Annotated in this window: 15 protein-coding genes; 12 read left to right on the top strand and 3 right to left on the bottom strand. The window is 70.8% G+C overall.

All coding sequences use genetic code 11. From position 1 onward, the window contains the following. Positions 1-52 precede the first annotated feature (52 nt). Positions 53-1,390: an FAD-binding protein gene (locus tag ACZ7M2_RS38310; protein WP_471599192.1), complete on the bottom strand. Its 1,338-nt coding sequence runs from the start codon at positions 1,388-1,390 to the stop codon at positions 53-55. Between the two features lie 220 nt (positions 1,391-1,610). Beyond that, positions 1,611-3,419 (bottom strand): glycoside hydrolase family 15 protein, encoded by a 1,809-nt coding sequence (locus tag ACZ7M2_RS38305; RefSeq protein ID WP_471599209.1) that lies wholly within the window; start codon positions 3,417-3,419, stop codon positions 1,611-1,613. A gap of 490 nt (positions 3,420-3,909) precedes the next feature. On the opposite strand from ACZ7M2_RS38305, the gene ACZ7M2_RS38300 reads away from it, so the two are divergent. From ACZ7M2_RS38300 to ACZ7M2_RS38245, 12 genes are all read left to right on the top strand, one after another. Further along, the gene (locus ACZ7M2_RS38300; protein WP_067364904.1) at positions 3,910-5,559 is read left to right on the top strand and encodes a CTP synthase; all 1,650 of its coding nucleotides are present in this window, start codon (positions 3,910-3,912) and stop codon (positions 5,557-5,559) included. A gap of 86 nt (positions 5,560-5,645) precedes the next feature. Further along, positions 5,646-6,272 carry an NUDIX hydrolase gene (locus ACZ7M2_RS38295; RefSeq protein WP_352051353.1) on the top strand — a complete coding sequence of 209 codons (627 nt, stop codon included), beginning with the start codon at positions 5,646-5,648 and terminating at the stop codon, positions 6,270-6,272. A gap of 193 nt (positions 6,273-6,465) precedes the next feature. Next, positions 6,466-8,574, top strand: coding sequence for a tetratricopeptide repeat protein (locus ACZ7M2_RS38290; RefSeq protein WP_471599191.1), 2,109 nt, complete (start codon positions 6,466-6,468; stop codon positions 8,572-8,574). Positions 8,575-8,739: 165 nt separating this feature from the next. Then, a complete protein-coding gene (gene ald / locus ACZ7M2_RS38285; RefSeq protein WP_471599190.1) occupies positions 8,740-9,864 on the top strand; it encodes an alanine dehydrogenase in 1,125 nt (374 codons plus the stop codon). Between the two features lie 423 nt (positions 9,865-10,287). Then, positions 10,288-11,415 (top strand): ParA family protein, encoded by a 1,128-nt coding sequence (locus ACZ7M2_RS38280; RefSeq protein WP_075027827.1) that lies wholly within the window; start codon positions 10,288-10,290, stop codon positions 11,413-11,415. After that, the gene (locus ACZ7M2_RS38275) at positions 11,400-11,969 is read left to right on the top strand and encodes a hypothetical protein (RefSeq protein WP_471599189.1); all 570 of its coding nucleotides are present in this window, start codon (positions 11,400-11,402) and stop codon (positions 11,967-11,969) included. The genes ACZ7M2_RS38280 and ACZ7M2_RS38275 overlap by 16 nt, the downstream gene beginning before the upstream one ends. Before the next feature lie 18 nt (positions 11,970-11,987). Beyond that, positions 11,988-13,115, top strand: coding sequence for a segregation and condensation protein A (locus ACZ7M2_RS38270; protein ID WP_471599188.1), 1,128 nt, complete (start codon positions 11,988-11,990; stop codon positions 13,113-13,115). Next, positions 13,112-13,768, top strand: a complete 657-nt coding sequence (scpB, locus tag ACZ7M2_RS38265) for an SMC-Scp complex subunit ScpB (RefSeq protein ID WP_351699047.1) — start codon at positions 13,112-13,114, stop codon at positions 13,766-13,768. Before ACZ7M2_RS38270 ends, scpB begins: the two co-directional genes overlap by 4 nt. Beyond that, complete coding sequence (locus tag ACZ7M2_RS38260; protein WP_471599187.1) at positions 13,768-14,940, top strand: pseudouridine synthase; 1,173 nt, start codon at positions 13,768-13,770, stop codon at positions 14,938-14,940. The genes scpB and ACZ7M2_RS38260 overlap by 1 nt, the downstream gene beginning before the upstream one ends. Positions 14,941-15,243: 303 nt before the next feature. Next, a complete protein-coding gene (locus tag ACZ7M2_RS38255) occupies positions 15,244-15,987 on the top strand; it encodes an NUDIX hydrolase (protein ID WP_471599186.1) in 744 nt (247 codons plus the stop codon). Next, complete coding sequence (locus ACZ7M2_RS38250) at positions 15,984-17,009, top strand: ADP-ribosylglycohydrolase family protein (protein WP_471599185.1); 1,026 nt, start codon at positions 15,984-15,986, stop codon at positions 17,007-17,009. The genes ACZ7M2_RS38255 and ACZ7M2_RS38250 overlap by 4 nt, the downstream gene beginning before the upstream one ends. A 25-nt stretch (positions 17,010-17,034) precedes the next feature. Continuing rightward, positions 17,035-17,820, top strand: a complete 786-nt coding sequence (locus tag ACZ7M2_RS38245) for a nucleotidyltransferase domain-containing protein (RefSeq protein WP_471599184.1) — start codon at positions 17,035-17,037, stop codon at positions 17,818-17,820. Here the strand turns inward: ACZ7M2_RS38245 and ACZ7M2_RS38240 are convergent. Continuing rightward, a complete protein-coding gene (locus ACZ7M2_RS38240) occupies positions 17,716-18,498 on the bottom strand; it encodes a nucleotidyltransferase domain-containing protein (protein WP_471599183.1) in 783 nt (260 codons plus the stop codon). The genes ACZ7M2_RS38245 and ACZ7M2_RS38240 overlap by 105 nt on opposite strands. Positions 18,499-18,501: the final 3 nt, after the last annotated feature.

Here is an 18,501-nt window from a genome sequence, read left to right as displayed (position 1 = left end):
GGACGGTACCCGGGGAGGCCTCCCGGAGGCATGTCCGAGGCCGGGCCGCTCACTACCGGGGCAGGATGTTGTGGTTGAAGCGGAAGACGTTGTCCGGGTCGTACGCGGCTTTCACCGCGGCCAGCCGGCGGATGTTGCCGGCGCCGAGGCCGGCCACCACGCGGTCGGCTCCCTCGTCGCCGACGAGGTTGAGGCAGACCGCGCCGGTGCTCCACGGCCGGAAGGCGGCACGCACGTCCTCGACCCACTGGACGCAGCGCCTGTCGTCTGCGGGGTCCTCCCACATCCCGAAGGGGTGCACGGTCCACCGGGCGTCCCGGAACGGCACCGGGAAGCGGTCCGGGCCTGAGGCGATCGCGCCGCCCTGCGGGAACAGCGAGTACCGGGTGTCCGTGGGCACGGGCATGGCGTTCCCCAGCTCGCAGAAGACGTCCAGGGCCTTGTCGGGCAGACCGGTCAGGGACTCCGCGGAACAGTGGTTCCTCAGGCCGGGCGGGCTGTCCAGGATGCGCTGGAAGGCGGCGTAGGGGAGGGGCGTGAGGACCACGGCCTCGTGCGGCAGCGCCAGCAGCGGCCGGGCGAGTTTGCGGAGGTCCTGTTCGGGGCCCGGGTAGGTCAGGAGTGCGTCCACCAGCTGGGTGCGGATGATGCCGCCGCCGGTCTCCGGTGGGGCGGCCTCGATGATCTCGCGGTAGGTGCGGACCACGTCCGGACAGGACTCCGGGCGGTATGTCAGCAGGGCGATCGAGAAATCCGGCAGTGGGTGCGGTCTGAGGGTCAGTGCGGTGGCGACGCCGAAGTTGCCGCCACCGCCGTGCAGGGCCCAGAAGAGTTCCGGGTTCTCGTGTTCGGTGGCCTGGATCTGCGAGCCGTCGCACGTGACCAGTTCGACGCCGAGCAGGTTGTCGACGGCGAGGCCGAAGGCGCGGTCGAGCCAGCCGGTGCCGCCGCCGAGGGCGAAGCCGGCGACGCCCGTGGTCGAGTTCCGGGCGCCGGTGGTGGCCAGGCCGTGGGGCCGGGTGGCCTGGTCGAGGTGGCTCATGAGGGCGCCGCCCTCGACCCGTACCGTCCGGGAGCCGGGGTGGACGGTCACCGCGTGCATCCGGCGCAGGTCGATGACCAGGCCGTTGTCGTTGAGCGACATCCCGGCCGGGCTGTGGCCGCCGGCTCGGATCGCGATGTGGAGGTCCAGGTCCCGCGCGAAGCGGACGCACTGGACCACGTCCGCCTTGGTCGCGCACTGGGCGATCACTGCGGGGTGGCGGTCGATGCGGGCGTTGAAGACCTTGCGGGCGTTGTCGTAGCCGGGGTCTTCCGGCCTGAAAGCGTCGCCGGTCAGGGCTGCGCGCAGGGCGGCGAGGCGGGTGTGGGCTTTTGAGAAGGGGGACATCGCAGGTGCCCCCTTTTTTTCAGGAGGGGACGGGACTGCTTTCAGCCTAGGGGCTTGTGGGAGGCTGCGGGCCGGTGGGGACCGGTCGCGTAGTTCCCCGCGCCACTTGAGGGCGGTTGTCGGCGCCCCCTGAAGAAGGCAGCGGCCCGTGTCGCTGAAGAAAGGCAGTGGCCCGCCACTCCCCCCGAAAGGGGAGCGCGGGCCGCCGTCGCGGTCGTCGTCAGCCGCCGTATGCCCCGCTCGCCGTCAGCCTGAGGGCCGTGTCGATCAGGGGCACGTGGCTGAAGGCCTGGGGGAAGTTGCCCACCTGGCGCTGGAGGCGGGGGTCCCATTCCTCGGCCAGGAGGCCCAGGTCGTTGCGGAGGGCCAGGAGCCTTTCGAAGAGCTTGCGGGCCTCGTCGACGCGGCCGATCATCGCCAGGTCGTCCGCCATCCAGAAGGAGCAGGCGAGGAAGGCCCCCTCGTCGCCCTCGAGGCCGTCCACGCCCGCGTCCTCGCCGGAGGTCGGGTAGCGCAGGATGAAGCCGTCCGGGGTGGACAGCTCCCGCTGGATCGCCTCGATGGTGCCGATCACGCGCTTGTCGTCCGGGGGGAGGAAGCCCATCTGCGGGATGAGGAGCAGCGAGGCGTCCAGCTCCTTGGAGCCGTACGACTGCGTGAAGGTGTTGCGCTCCTTGTCGTAGCCCTTCTCGCACACGTCCCGGTGGATGTCGTCGCGCAGTTCGCGCCACTTCTCCAGCGGGCCGTCCGCGTCACCGGACTCGATGAGCTTGATCGTGCGGTCGACGGCGACCCAGGCCATCACCTTGGAGTGCACGAAGTGGCGGCGCGGGCCGCGGACCTCCCAGATGCCCTCGTCCGGCTGGTCCCAGTGGTCCTCCAGGTAGCGGATCAGCTTCAGCTGGAGGAGCGAGGCGTAGTCGTTGCGGGACAGGCCCGTCATGTGGGCCAGGTGCAGGGCCTCGGTGACCTCGCCGTAGACGTCCAGCTGGAGCTGGTGCGCGGCGCCGTTGCCCACCCGCACGGGGCCCGAGTTCTCGTATCCGGGCAGCCAGTCGAGCTCCGCCTCGCCCAGCTCCCGCTCGCCCGCGATGCCGTACATGATCTGCAGGTTCTCCGGGTCACCGGCCACGGCGCGCAGCAGCCATTCGCGCCAGGCGCGGGCCTCCTCGCGGTAGCCGGTGCGCAGGAGGGAGGAGAGGGTGATCGCCGCGTCGCGCAGCCAGGTGTAGCGGTAGTCCCAGTTGCGTACGCCGCCGATCTCCTCCGGGAGGGAGGTGGTGGGCGCGGCGACGATGCCGCCCGTGGGGGCGTACGTCAGGGCCTTGAGGGTGATCAGGGAGCGGACGACGGCCTCGCGGTAGGGGCCGTGGTACGTGCACTGGTCGACCCAGTCGCGCCAGAAGTCCTCGGTGGCCTCCAGGGCCTGCTCCGGCTCGGGCAGCGCGGGGGGCTTCTTGTGCGAGGGTTCCCACGAGATGGTGAACGCGATCCGGTCACCGGGTGCCACCGTGAAGTCCGCGTACGTGGTCAGCGCCTTGCCGTAGGTCTCGCAGACGGTGTCGAACCACACCGAGTCGGGTCCGGCGACGGCGACCGTGCGTCCCTCGTGCTTGTGCACCCAGGGCACGACACGGCCGTACGAGAAACGCATCCGCAGCGCGGAGCGCATCGGGACCCGGCCCGTGACGCCTTCCACGATCCGGATCAGCTGGGGCGCGCCGTCACGCGGCGGCATGAAATCGGTCACTCGGACCGTGCCGCGTGGGGTGTCCCACTCGGATTCGAGGATCAGGGAGTCGCCGCGGTACGAGCGGCGCGCCGCCGTCGGCGGTTCGGCGTCGGCCGCGTGGGCGGGCCCGAGCCGCCAGAATCCGTGTTCCTCCGTGCCGAGCAGTCCCGCGAAGATGGCATGAGAGTCGAAGCGGGGCAGGCACAGCCAGTCCACTGTGCCGTCCCGGCAGACCAGTGCTGCGGTCTGCATGTCTCCGATGAGTGCGTAGTCCTCGATGCGCCCGGCCACGTGCATCTCCAGTCGAACGGCCACGTCGCCCCCGAGGGGCGGTCGCTCTGCGGTCAGGGAACAGGAACGTTAAAACGTTAGAAGAATGAACGTTAGAACGTTGGTAAAGCGTCGCTGCGGAACGTCAATTATCGGTGCGATTGTCGTTGCGAAACGAACTGACGAGCTCTCGTGGTTCCGGGATACGGGCGGGGATGGTGCCGTGTGCCGGCCGGACTCGGCAGCGAGTGTCCGAGCAGGATACGACGCACGTGGGTGGTCCGCGTGCCGCTCCAGGCAACCCGACTGGTCCGATCGAGTGAGTGCTGTGTGTGGTCTGTGCCGATGTGTGTGCGCAGCGTGGCCGGAAGCAGCCTCCTCGGGTCGCTGATACCCTGGTAGCCCGTGGACCGGTGGGCAAGAAACCCCCGAACCGCAGCGACGGCACCTCCGGAAATCTTCGGACACCACGCCGGTACGCACCCCAGACCGCGACCACGGGAGCCCCCTCTTGGCCATGCCGCCCAAATCCACGACGACCAAGCACATCTTCGTCACCGGGGGTGTCGCCTCCTCCCTCGGTAAGGGCCTGACCGCCTCCAGCCTGGGTGCGCTGCTCAAGGCGCGGGGCCTGCGGGTCACCATGCAGAAGCTCGACCCCTACCTGAACGTCGACCCGGGCACCATGAACCCGTTCCAGCACGGCGAGGTGTTCGTCACCAACGACGGCGCCGAGACCGACCTGGACATCGGACACTACGAGCGCTTCCTCGACGTTGACTTGGACGGCTCCGCCAATGTCACTACAGGGCAGGTGTACTCGACGGTCATCGCCAAGGAGCGGCGCGGCGAGTACCTGGGCGACACCGTGCAGGTCATCCCGCACATCACCAACGAGATCAAGCACCGCATCCGGCGGATGGCGACCGACGACGTCGACGTCGTCATCACCGAGGTCGGCGGCACGGTCGGCGACATCGAGTCGCTGCCCTTCCTGGAGACCGTCCGCCAGGTCCGGCACGAGGTCGGCCGGGACAACGTGTTCGTGGTCCACATCTCGCTGCTGCCGTACATCGGCCCCTCCGGCGAGCTGAAGACCAAGCCGACCCAGCACTCGGTCGCGGCCCTCAGGAACATCGGTATCCAGCCGGACGCGATCGTGCTGCGCGCCGACCGCGAGGTGCCCACCGCCATCAAGCGCAAGATCTCGCTGATGTGCGACGTCGACGAGGCGGCCGTGGTCGCGGCCATCGACGCCAAGTCGATCTACGACATCCCGAAGGTGCTGCACACCGAGGGCCTGGACGCCTACGTCGTGCGCAAGCTGGACCTGCCCTTCCGCGACGTGGACTGGACGACCTGGGACGACCTGCTCGACCGCGTCCACAACCCGCTCCACGAGATCAACCTCGCGCTCGTCGGCAAGTACATCGACCTGCCCGACGCCTACCTCTCGGTCACCGAGGCGCTGCGCGCCGGCGGCTTCGCCAACAAGGCCCGCGTGAAGATCAAGTGGGTCACCTCGGACGACTGCAAGACCCCGGCGGGCGCCGCGAAGCAGCTCGGCGACGTCGACGCGATCTGCATCCCCGGCGGCTTCGGCGACCGTGGCGTGTCGGGCAAGGTCGGCGCGATCCAGTACGCCCGCGAGAACAAGATCCCGCTGCTCGGCCTCTGTCTCGGCCTGCAGTGCATCGTGATCGAGGCCGCGCGCAACCTGGCCGGCATCCCGGACGCCAACTCCACCGAGTTCGACTCCGCCACCGCCCACCCGGTCATCTCCACGATGGCCGAGCAGCTCGACATCGTGGCGGGCGAGGGCGACATGGGCGGAACGATGCGCCTGGGCATGTATCCGGCCAAGCTCGCCGAGGGCTCCATCGCGCGCGAGGTGTACGACGGCAAGGAGTACGTCGAGGAGCGTCACCGCCACCGCTACGAGGTGAACAACGCCTACCGCGGCGAGCTGGAGAAGAAGGCCGGTCTGCAGTTCTCCGGCACCTCCCCGGACGGCAAGCTCGTGGAGTACGTCGAGTACCCGCGCGAGGTGCACCCCTACCTGGTCGCGACCCAGGCGCACCCCGAGCTGCGCTCCCGCCCGACCCGCCCGCACCCGCTCTTCGCGGGCCTGGTCAAGGCCGCCGTCGAGCGCAAGACGGGCAAGTAACACCAGGGCTGTACGGTGGCCGGGGTACGCGTCTTTTGGGACACGTGCCCCGGTTTTCGTTCGGTGCGTAGGAGGAACAGGGCGACATGACGATCAAGGACACCCCCGAGGAGTGGGAAGTCAGGGCCACCGCGACTCCCTTCGTCGGCAACAAGACGTCCGTCCGCACCGACGACGTGGTCATGCCGGACGGATCGGTCGCCCGCCGTGACTACCAGGTCCACCCCGGCTCCGTGGCCGTCCTCGCCCTCGACCACCAGGACCGCGCGGTGGTGCTGCGCCAGTACCGGCACCCCGTGCGCCACAAGCTGTGGGAGATCCCGGCCGGACTCCTCGACGTGCCCGGTGAGAACCCGCTGCACGCCGCGCAGCGCGAGCTGTACGAGGAGGCGCACGTCAAGGCCGAGGACTGGCGGGTGCTGACCGACGTCTACACCACCCCGGGCGGCTGCTCCGAGGCCGTGCGGATCTTCCTCGCCCGCGATCTCTCCGAGGCCGAGGGGGAGCGCTTCGAGGTCGAGGACGAAGAGGCCGACATGGAGCTGGCCCGGGTCCCCGTCGGCGATCTCGTGCGCGGGGTGCTCGCCGGCGAACTGCACAACAACTGTCTCGTCGTGGGCGTCCTCTCCCTGGTCGCCGCCCGCGGCGGCGACGGCCTCGACGCGCTGCGCCCCGCCGAGGCGCCCTGGCCGGCCCGCCCGTTCGCGTCCTGACGGACCCCGGACGCTCCTCTCCCACGACCGGATCCCCGACCGGACAGCATCAGTCCTACGATCGGCTGATCCGATCGGGGGACGTCCCCGCCGTGCTCCGCCCGGATCGTCGCAGAGCGTGAACTAGGCTCTGGAAACGCCCGAACCGGAGTCCCGGCGGGCTTGCGCGCGCAGTGGGACGGGAGCGTGGCCCGTGGCGGATCAGGCGGTGGACACAGACGGCACGAAAGTGTCGTCGGCGGGGCGGCCCCCGGCTGCCGGGTCCGCTCCTACGGAGGGTCAGTTCCTCGGCCGTACACGAGAGTTGAAGGAACTCAGGGTCGACATCGAGCGCGCGGGCCTGGACACCCTCGCGGGCCGCAAGGCACCCCGCGCGCGCGTGCTGCTCATCGCCGGCAGGCCCGGATCGGGCCGCACCGCGCTCGCCGAGGAGCTCGTACGGCAGGTTGCGGGGAGTTACCCGGACGGGGTGCTGCGCGCCCGGCTCACCGAACCCGACGGCACCCCCGTGCCCACCGAGCGCACCGCGCGGGAACTGCTGAGGACCCTGGAGCTGCCCGCGCCGGCGGGGGCAGCCGCCGACGACCTGAGCGAGGCGGTGCGCGAGGCCCTCGCTACCCGCCGCGTCCTGCTGCTGCTCGACGACGCGGCCGACGCCGAGCAGGTCGACGCGCTGCTCCCGGACACCCCCGAGTGCCTGGTCGTCGCGGTCTCCGGCGGGCCGCTGACCGGCATCGCGGACGTCCGCCCCTGCACCCTGGGCGGCCTGGACACCAAGTCCGCGCTCGAACTGCTCGACCGCTTCACCGGCTCGGTGCGCATCACCGTCGACCCGCTCGCGGCCGAGGGGCTGGTCGAGGAGTGCGCCGGTCAGCCCGCCGCCCTGCGCCTCGCGGGAGGCTGGCTCGCCGCCCGCCCCACCTCGGCCGTCGCCGACCTCGCCAAGCAACTGCGCACCGAGGGCGACGAGAGCACCCCGCTCGGCCGGGTCTTCCACCTCGTCTACACCGCGCTGTCCGCCACCGCCGCGCGGATACTGCGTCTGCTCTCTCTCGCCCCGGCCGGCCTCATCGACCCGCACACCGCGTCCGCGCTGGCCGGCTGCTCGGTGGACACCGCGCGGGCCGCGCTGGACGACTTCGTCGGCTTCGGCCTCGTACGGCCCGTCGAGTCGCAGGTGCCGCAGTACGAGGTGCCCGGCTGCCTGCTGCCGCTGCTGCGCTCCCTCGCCGAGAGCCAGGACCGCCCGGCCGAACTCCAGCTGGCCCGCGCCCGGATGCTGGAGCGGACCGTACGGCTGCTGGTGTCCTGCCGCGCCATCACCGAGACCGACAACGCGCCCGCCCGCGAGAAGCTCGCCGCGCTGCCCCGCGAACTGCGCTTCCCGACCCCCAGGGCGGCCGAGGACTGGCTGCGCGTCCGCCAGCCCGCGCTGCTGGCCGCGGCCCGGCTCGCGGTCGCGGACGGGGAGCTGGACACCCTGGCCAGGCGGCTGATGGCCGCGCTGGTGCGGGCGATGGTGGCCCACTTCGGCACCCGGGCCGCGGCGCCCGAGCTGTACGGCATCCACCGCCTCGTCCTCGATGTCGCCGAGCGCCGGGGCCTGCACCGCGAGCAGGCCGCGGCCCTGCTGAACCTCGCCGACCTGGACGCGCAGACCGGCCGTACGGCCGACGCCCTGACCCGCTACCGGGCCGCCCTGGACGCCGGACGCGAGGCGAACGACCCGTATGCGACCGGCCGCGCGATGGAATCCGTAGGCGGCGCCCACCAGGAGCTCGGGGACCACGACCGGGCCGCCGACTGGTACGGCAGGGCGCTCGCCCAGCGCCTGGCGCGGGACGAGCGGGTGGACGCCGCCCGGCTGTACGGCCGTATCGCCACCGCGCACACCTACGCGGGCCGCTACGGCGAGGCGCTGCGCAACTGGCGCGCCGCCGTCACCGGACACCGCAGGAACGGCGATGTGCCCGCTCAGGCACGGGCGTTGAGCGAGCTGGCGCGCGTCCAGGAGTACGCCGGACGGCCCGAGGAGTCGCTGCGCACCTGCCACGAGGCGGTCGAGTGGGCGCGCCGCGCCGAGGACCACCGGCTGCAGGCCGCGCTGCAGCTCCGGCTGGCCGACACCCTGGACCGGCTCGGCGACCCCGCCGCGGCGCGACTGCACCGCAAGGCGGCCGAGCGCATGCTGGGTGATGAGCTCCCGGAGAGCGCGACGGCCATGGAGGACCCAGAAGGCACAGAAGGCACGGAACAAGGCGCTAACACCTGCGAAATCCGTAGTGCATCCGTCGAAGATTGATGCATTGAAAGGCTAGACAGAGAGAACCCCTTCATTAGACTGGCTCCGCCGCGTTCTTTCGTGGTGTCTCCCGATGCGCCCTCGTGTATCCGGGTATGACATGCATTGCCCCGGCTTGCATCGCCCCGGCCGTGCATAGCCCCAGAACCCTCTGAGTCAAGGACCGTGATCGACGTGAAGGTCGGCATCCCCCGCGAGGTCAAGAACAACGAGTTCCGGGTGGCCATCACCCCCGCCGGTGTGCATGAGCTGGTGCGCAACGGCCACCAGGTCGTCGTCGAGCGGAACGCCGGTGTCGGCTCCTCGATCACGGACGACGAGTACGTTTCCGCCGGTGCGCAGATCCTGGAGACCGCCGACGAGGTCTGGGCCGCCGCCGACCTGCTGCTGAAGGTCAAGGAGCCCATCGCGGAGGAGTACCACCGCCTCCGCAAGGACCAGACCCTCTTCACCTACCTGCACCTGGCCGCGTCCAAGGAGTGCACCGACGCGCTGCTGGAGTCCGGCACCACGGCGATCGCGTACGAGACGGTCGAGCTGCCGAGCCGCGCGCTGCCGCTGCTCGCCCCGATGTCCGAGGTCGCGGGCCGCCTCGCCCCCCAGGTCGGCGCCTACCACCTGATGGCCGCCAACGGCGGCCGCGGTGTGCTGCCCGGCGGTGTCCCCGGTGTGCTGCCCGCCAAGGCGGTCGTCATCGGCGGCGGCGTCTCCGGCTGGAACGCCGCGCAGATCGCCATCGGCATGGGCTTCCAGGTGACCCTGCTCGACCGTGACATCAACAAGCTCAAGGAGGCGGACAAGATCTTCGGCACGAAGATCCAGACCGTCGTCTCCAACGCCTTCGAGCTCGAGAAGGCCTGCCTCGAGGCCGACCTCGTCATCGGTGCGGTCCTCATCCCCGGCGCCAAGGCCCCGAAGCTCGTCACCAACGAGCTGGTCTCCCGGATGAAGGCGGGAAGTGTTCTTGTCGACATCGCGATCGACCAGGGCGGCTGCTTCGAGGACTCCCGCCCGACCACGCACGCCGAGCCGACCTTCCCGGTCCACAACTCGGTCTTCTACTGCGTCGCCAACATGCCCGGCGCCGTGCCCAACACCTCCACGTACGCGCTGACCAACGCCACGCTGCCGTACATCGTGGAACTGGCCAACCGCGGCTGGGTCGAGGCGCTGCGCCGCGACCCCGCGCTGGCCAAGGGCCTCAACACGCACGACGGCAAGGTCGTGTACCGGGAGGTCGCGGAGGCGCACGGCCTGGAGCACCTCGAGCTGGAGTCCCTGCTCGGCTGAGACACCGAAGGGTGACCGGACGAGTCGCCGGCTGACCCATCAATCAGCAAAAGGCGATACGTCAACACAGGTCGTCAACGCCCCGCACCCGGCCGGACCTTGCCCAGCGAGGTCCGGCCGGGTGTGTATCGGGTCACTTTGCGACACTCGTTCAACTCGCCACGAACGTAACCCTTTAACCGATTCGCACACCCGTGAAACCTGCTGTGCGACGGCCTTACGCCCTTGACAGAGGGGTGTTCGGTTGCCGACACATCGGGTCGGGTCCGGCGGATTGTGTTGCTGCGGACCGGTGACACGCCATAGAGTCGCCAACCGTCGGCATGGTGCCACGCTGACCTATCTAGAAGTTTCCTGGTCACCAAGGAGGTAAGACGACTTGTGAATGAGTCGACATTTACTCCCGGGGGTGGTCAACCAGGAATGCCGGCGCGGGGCCAGGGCCCCACGGGGCTCGAGGCTGTCGGCTCCGTCGCTGTCCGAACCTTCGCAGCGCAAAAGAGTCCCCGGATGACTCAGACAGCACACCAGAGCATGGATGGCCATCACGTGAACGCCATGGCCGGCAACGGAAGTGGCGGGAACCACACCCACTTCGCCGACTACGACGAACTGCCCGAGGGGCACTTCTACGACCCCGACGCCGAGTACGAGCCCGATCCGGAGTACGCGGCCACGCTCGCGCCCGACGCGGCCCGTCAGCGCCGTGAGCGCGTCGGACCGACCGGACGCCCGCTGCCCTACTTCCCGATCCCGGGTCCGCTGACCAGCCACGGCCCCGCGACGATCATCGCGATGTGCAACCAGAAGGGCGGCGTCGGCAAGACGACGTCGACCATCAACCTGGGCGCCGCGCTCGCGGAGTACGGACGCCGGGTCCTGCTCGTCGACTTCGACCCGCAGGGCGCGCTCTCCGTGGGCCTCGGCGTCAACCCCATGGAGCTCGACCTCACCGTCTACAACCTGCTCATGGAGCGGGGCATGGCGGCCGACGAGGTGCTCCTGAAGACGGCGGTCCCGAACATGGACCTGCTGCCCAGCAACATCGACCTGTCCGCAGCCGAGGTGCAGTTGGTGTCGGAGGTCGCGCGCGAGTCCACGCTCCAGCGCGCGCTGAAGCCGCTGATGGCCGACTACGACTACATCGTGATCGACTGTCAGCCCTCGCTCGGCCTGCTCACCGTCAACGCCCTCACGGCGGCCCACAAGGTGATCGTGCCGCTCGAGTGCGAGTTCTTCGCCCTGCGCGGTGTCGCGCTGCTCACCGAGACCATCGAGAAGGTCCAGGAGCGGCTCAACCCCGAGCTGGAGCTCGACGGCATCCTCGCCACCATGTACGACTCCCGCACGGTGCACAGCCGTGAGGTGCTCGCGCGCGTGGTCGAGGCGTTCGACGATCACGTCTACCACACGGTGATCGGCCGGACCGTCCGCTTCCCGGAGACCACCGTCGCCGGTGAGCCGATCACCACGTACGCCTCCAACTCCGTCGGTGCCGCCGCCTATCGCCAGCTCGCCAGGGAGGTGCTCGCCCGGTGTCACGCCGAGTGAGTCTGCCGGGGGCCGACGAACTGTTCCGTACCACCGGGGGCATGGCGCTCCAGTCCTCCACCCCCACCCGCCGTTCCAACGGCGAGGCCCGGGTACCGGCTCCGGCCGGTGAGAGCGACCCGGCCGCCGTCGCGGAGGACGCGCCGCAGTCGGTGCCCGTGCAGGGCGGTGACGGCGAGGGCGACGAACACGTGGCGGCGGACGCCGAGGCGGACGCGGGAGAGTCCCGCAGCCGGGGTACGGCCCCGGAGCGCTCGGCGCGGCGCCAGGCGACGCAGGAGGGCGCCGGTGGGCAGCCCGCCCGCGGCAGCAAGCGCTCCCGCGCCGCCAACCGGCGGCCCAGCGGGCGGGAGCGGCACGACGAGAAGATCACGGTGTACGTGTCCGCCGAGGAGCTCATGGACCTCGAGCACGCCCGGCTGGTGCTCCGCGGGGAGCACGGGCTCGCGGTCGACCGCGGCCGGATCGTCCGCGAGGCGGTCGCCGTCGTACTCGCCGATCTTGAATCCCGCGGGGACGCGAGCATCCTCGTACGACGGCTTCGCGGGCGGTAGCGGTAGCCTGCGACGGCTATGACCTCGAACGACACCTCTGTCCCCGCCGGCTCCGGCGGCCGTCGCCGTGTCCTGGGGCGGGGCCCCGGCGCGACGCCGGTCCCGACGGAGGAGCGGGACGGGCGGCCCGAGGAGCGCGTCGAGTCGGCCGAGGGGCCGCCGGCCGACGGTCGAACCGAGCCGGTCGAGGAGTCGGTCGAGAAGCCCGTCGAGGCCGCCGCGGAGACGGCGCCCGAGCCTCCGGCGGTGCACCCTCCGGCGGACACGGCGCCTGAGCCTTCGGCCGAGCCTCCCGCACAGGCCGAGGCCGGTGACGGGGTCTTCAAGGTGCGGCTCGCGAACTTCGAGGGGCCGTTCGACCTGCTGCTTCAGTTGATCTCGAAGCACAAGCTCGATGTCACCGAAGTGGCGCTGTCCAAGGTCACCGACGAGTTCATGGCGCACATCAGGGCGATGGGGCCCGACTGGGACCTCGACCAGACGACCGAGTTCCTGGTCGTCGCGGCGACGCTGCTCGATCTGAAGGCCGCGCGGCTGCTCCCGGCCGCCGAGGTCGAGGACGAGGCGGATCTGGCGCTGTTGGAGGCCCGGGACCTGCTGTTCGCGCGGCTGCTCCAGTACCGCGCCTACAAGCAGATCGCGGACATCTTCAACGCCCGGCTGGAGGAAGAGGGCCGCCGCTACCCGCGTACCGTCGGGCTGGAAGCCCACCACGCCGAGCTGCTGCCCGAGGTGGTCATCAGCATCGGGGCGGAAGGATTCGCCAGGCTCGCCGTGAAGGCGATGCAGCCCAAGCCCAAGCCGCAGGTGTACGTCGACCACATCCACGCCCCGCTGGTGAGCGTGCAGGAGCAGGCCGGGATCGTGGTGGCGCGGCTGCGGGAGCTCGGGGAGGCCAGTTTCCGCGCCCTCGTCGAGGACACCGAGGACACCCTTACCGTCGTGGCCCGGTTCCTGGCCCTGCTGGAGCTCTACCGGGAGAAGGCCGTCGCCCTCGACCAGGAGGAGGCCCTCGGGGAGCTCATGGTGCGCTGGACGGGCGGCGACGGCGACGGCCAGCCGAGGGTGACGGACGAGTTCGACCGCCCGCCGGAGGCGGCCAAGGACGACAAGATCAAGGACGGCGCCAAGGAGGACAAGGCGTGAACCAGGAGACCACCGACGTCCCGGCGGGCCTGCGTACCGTCGCCGACCTCGATCTGAAGCCCGCCCTGGAGGCCGTCCTCATGGTCGTGGACGAGCCCGCGACCGAGGAGCACCTCGCGAAGATCCTGGAGCGGCCCAAACGGCAGATCAAGGACGCGCTGCGGGAGCTGGCCGACGAGTACACCGTCCAGGGCCGCGGTTTCGAGCTTCGGCTCATCGCGGGGGGCTGGCGTTTCTACACCCGGCCCGAGTACGCGGCGGCCGTCGAACGCTTCGTTCTCGACGGGCAGCAGGCCCGGCTCACCCAGGCGGCGCTTGAGACCCTGGCGGTCGTCGCGTACCGCCAGCCGGTCAGCCGATCCAGGGTCTCGGCGGTCCGCGGAGTGAACTGCGACGGTGTGATGCGCACCCTGTTGCAGCGCGGTCTGGTGGAGGAGGCGGGCACGGAACCCGAAACAGGTGCGATCCTGTACGTGACGACGAACTACTTCCTGGAGCGAATGGGCCTGCGCGGTCTGGACGAGCTCCCGGAGCTCGCGCCCTTCCTCCCCGAGGCGGACGCGATCGAGGCCGAGACGCTGGAAGGGGTCCCGTCGTTCGATCCGGATGCACCGGATGCAGATGCAGACGACACGACGACGACGGAACTTTGATGCGAAGCAGTGGCAGCGGCAGTGGCAGGAACAGCGGGCGCGGCAACCCGCGGGCAACCGGCGGGGGCAGCAACCCGCGGGGGACCGGTGGGAGCAGTGGCTCGAGGGGGACCGGTGGGAGCGGCGGCGCACGTGGGACCGGTGGGAGCGGCTCCCAGGCGAGGAGCGCGGGAGGGCGCGACGACAGGCCGAAGCGTCCCAGCAAGCCCCGCCCTGAGGAGCGCCGCTACGACGTAGGCCCCGGGGCCTCGCCGGACGGCCCGAAGTCCGGGCGCGGCAACGCGGCGCGCGGCGGCGCCAAGGGCGGCCCCAAGCAGGGCCAGCCGCGCGGCGGACGTACGGAGCCCTCGCGCTCCCGCGAGTACGAGACGCGGACCGAGGAGCGCAACCGGGACCGGTACGCGGGCAAGAAGGACATCAAGCTGCCCAAGACCTTCCCGGGCGCCGAGCAGGAGGGCGAGCGCCTGCAGAAGGTGCTCGCGCGTGCGGGCTACGGCTCCCGCCGCTCCTGCGAGGAGCTGATCGAGCAGGCCAGGGTCGAGGTCAACGGCGAGATCGTCCTGGAGCAGGGCCTGCGCGTCGACCCGGAGCACGACGAGATCAGGGTCGACGGGCTGACCGTGGCCACGCAGTCGTACCAGTTCTTCTCGCTGAACAAGCCCGCCGGTGTGGTCTCGACCATGGAGGACACGGAGGGTCGGCAGTGCCTCGGTGACTACGTGACGAACCGCGAGACGCGGCTCTTCCACGTCGGGCGGCTCGACACCGAGACCGAGGGCGTCATCCTGCTCACCAACCACGGCGAGCTGGCGCACCGGCTGACCCACCCCAAGTACGGCGTGAAGAAGGTCTACCTCGCGCACATCGTGGGTCCCATCCCGCGCGACCTGGGCAAGCAGCTCAAGGACGGCATCCAGCTGGAGGACGGGTACGCCAAGGCGGACCACTTCCGCGTCGTCGAGCAGACCGGCAAGAACTACCTCGTCGAGGTGACCCTGCACGAGGGCCGCAAGCACATCGTGCGCCGCATGCTCGCGGAGGCCGGCTTCCCGGTCGACAAGCTGGTGCGCGTGGCCTTCGGTCCGATCACCCTGGGCGACCAGAAGTCGGGCTGGCTGCGCCGCCTGTCGAACACCGAGGTCGGAATGCTCATGCAGGAGGTCGATCTCTAGGCCTCGCCCGACGGCCCTGGAGGGCGCTGTGCGCCCTCCGCCCGCCTTCGCCGCCCGTGGGGAGCATGACGAGCTCCGACGCTCCCCAGGGGTCGCTGAGGGCTTCTGTCACGGATGTGTCGAGAGCCTGGATGTGTCGAGAGCGCGGATGTGCCGAGAGCACGGATGTGCCGAGAGCACGGATGTGCCGAGAACCGCGCCCGAGGTCTTGTAGGGCGCGGTTCGGCTTTTTATAGTCGTACTGACTCTTACTCGTGCCGGTCATGACCGGCCACGGCTCGTGCGGAACCGGGGGCGGGTGACTTGCGCGCAAGGGAAGGCCTCGCTCCCGAGGGCTACGACAAGTACGCCTTCGAACCCTTCGCCGTCACCGTCGACCTCGCCGTCCTGACCGTCCGCGCGGGCGCACTCGAGGTGCTGCTCGTCGAACGGGGGCAGGCACCGTACGCCGGCCGCTGGGCACTGCCCGGCGGCTTCGTGCTGCCGAAGGAATCCGCGGAGACGGCCGCCCGGCGTGTACTCGCCGAGGAGACCGGCATCCCGGACCTCTCCCGCCTCCACCTGGAACAGCTGCGGACCTACAGCGAACCCGACCGCGACCCGAGAATGCGGGTCGTCTCCGTCGCGTTCGCCGCGCTGCTCCCCGACCCTCCCGAGCCGCACGGCGGCGGTGACGCGGCACAGGCCCGCTGGCTGCCGTACGGCTCGGCCGGCCCGCTCGCCTTCGACCACGTCCGCATCCTCGCCGACGCCCACGAACGCGTCGGCGCCAAGCTCGAGTACACCTGTCTCGCCACGTCCTTCTGCCCGCCCGAGTTCACCCTCGGTGAGCTGCAGCGGATCTACGAGACGGTGTGGGGCGCCGTCCTCGACCGGCCCAACTTCCGGCGCAAGGTCCTCGCCACGCCCGGGTTCGTCGAACCGGTCCCGGGCGCCGCACGCCTCACCGGGGGCCGCGGTAAACCCGCCGCGCTCTACCGTGCGGGCGGCGCAACCACCCTGCTGCCCCCCCTGCTGCGCCCCCCTTCGGAAGGACGGCCCTCATGACCACCACCCCGACGCTCGCGAAGCACGCCGCCACCGGATCCCTGCTCGGTCTCGCCCTCGGTGACGCGCTGGGCTTCCCGACCGAGTTCAACGACGTCCCCTCGATCCTGGCCAAGTTCGGCCCCTGGCGGGAGATGAAGCTGCCGCGGCCCGCGATCGTCACGGACGACACGCAGATGACGCTGGCGCTGGGGCGGGGGCTGCGTACGGCGATGGACCGCGGCCTGCTCACACCGCTGCGGATGGAACGGCCGGTGCGCGAGGAGTTCGTGGACTGGTACCAGTCGCCCGACAACAACCGCGCGCCCGGCCGCACCTGCCTCGTGGCCTGCAACCTCCTGAAGACCGAGGGCCGGCCCTGGCAGGAGGCCAGCCAGATCGGCTCCAAGGGGTGCGGGGCCAACATGCGGGTGGCGCCCGTCGGGCTCGTACGGGGGCTGAGCGAGGAACAGCGTTCGGGCGCCGCGCAGTTGCAGGCGGCGCTCACCCACGGCCATCCCACCGCGCTCGCCGCCTCGGACCTCACCGCCCACGCCGTGTGGCTTCTCGCCGGTGGCGCCGAGCCGGCCGAACTGATCGGCCTCCTGCGCGCGTACGCCCAGGAGAACCGCGGCCGCTACCTCTCCCGCTGGCTGGGCGACCTGTGGACCCGGAGCCAGGACCCCACACCGGAGCACTTCATCGAACGCGGGTGGGACGAGTGCCTGGAGGTCCTCGACCGCCTTCAGGACGCCGTGCGCACCGCCTCGCCCGAGAGCGACCCGTGCCTGGCCACCGGTGCGGGCTGGATCGCCGAGGAGGCGCTCGCCACCGGACTGCTCTGCTTCCTGCAGTTCGTCGACGAGCCCGTCACCGCGCTGCGCCGCGCGGCCTGCACCTCCGGCGACTCCGACTCCATCGCCTGTCTCACGGGCGCGTTCGCCGGCGCCCACCACGGCTCCGACGCCTGGCCGACGGAGTGGGCCGACCGCATCGAGTACCAGAGCGACCTCATGTCGCTGGGGGCGCTCTGGGACGCCTGAGAGGCGGCTCTGGAATGCTTGGACGATGATCGACGACGTCCTGGACATCGACCTCGCGGGTGTGGTGGCCGAGCAGCCCGACCCGGTGCTGTTCGCCACCGTCTCCGGGGCGCACCTGTACGGCTTCCCGTCCCGCGACTCGGATGTCGACCTGCGGGGTGTGCACCTGTTGCCGACGGCCGAACTGGTCGGCCTGCGCGAGCCGGAGGAGACCCGGTCGCGGATGTGGCACCGGGACGGCGTCGAGATGGACCTCGTCACCCACGACCTGCGCAAGTTCGTACGGCTGATGCTGCGGCGAAACGGCTATGTGCTGGAGCAGCTGCTCTCGCCCCTGGTCGTGCACACCGGGGAGGCGCACCGCGAGCTGGTCTCGCTCGCCCCCGGAGTCCTCACCTCCCACCATGCCCACCACTACCGGGGTTTCGCGGCGACCCAGTGGCGGCTTTTCGAGAAGACCGGTGAACTCAAGCCGCTGCTCTACACGTTCCGAGTGCTGCTCACCGGCATTCATCTGATGCGCGGCCGCGAGGTGCAGGCCGATCTGCGCACGCTGGCCGCGGAGGTCGGGGAGGCTCCCGTGTATCTGGCCGACCTGATCGCGGCGAAGGCGGAGCGGGAGCACGGGGACGCGGACGTCGACCTCGTGCGTGTGGCGGCCGACGTGGAGCGACTGCACGGCGTGCTGGACCTGGCGCAGGACGCCTCAGCGCTGCCGGACGCTCCGTCCGCGTACGACGCCCTGCACGCGTTCGTCGTCCGGGTCCGGCTGGAGGGTCCGGGGAGCTTCGAAGTCCGCGCGGAGGGCTGAGGCGCGGCGGGTGCGCAGGAGGAAGTCCTCGACGCGGGCCTGGTCCGGTTCCGCGGGCAGGGGGCTGTGGACGGCCGCCTCGTCCGTCTCGGCCGCCAGCCGGGACATCCAGGCCTCGGCCTCGGGCCACGGGACCTCGCCGCGCTTCACCGCGAGCAGAGCCTCGCGCTGCGAGCCGACGTCGATCGTCAGCGCGCCGGTGCGCAGCAGGTCACGGGAGCTCATGAGGAGGCGCAGGAGGTGCATGGCGTGCTTCCAGCGCGGGGCGCCGTGCTGCCGGACGTCGGCGTCCAGCTTCTTGCGCTGACCCAGCGCGTAGCGGGCGAACGTGTCGTGCACCTGGCGGGAGAGGAACGCCTCGCGCAGGGCGAGGAGTTCGCGACCCGTGTCGTCGACGTACTCGACGAGAGGGGAGTGCAGGCACTCCAGGATGTTCGGGTTGGCGCGCAGCGCGAGGGCGCAGAAGCGCTCCAGTTCCCAGCTGAACTGTTCCTCGGCCGGCCCCTCGACGTGCGTCGGAGGCTTCTCGAAGCGCCAGAAGAGCGGGGTCGGCGCGAGGAACACACCCCGGCGGTCCGTGTCGCTGCCGTCCGTGGCCAGCCCGAAGGCGCGCGAACCCATCACGCAGGAGTAGATCGTGTGGTCGCGCACCAGGGACACCGGGGCATCGGAATGCATGCC

Source organism: Streptomyces sp. NPDC111507, from assembly GCF_055638955.1.
The sequence above is the reverse complement of the archived record's forward strand: the minus strand, read 5'-3'. Positions and strand labels throughout refer to the sequence as shown.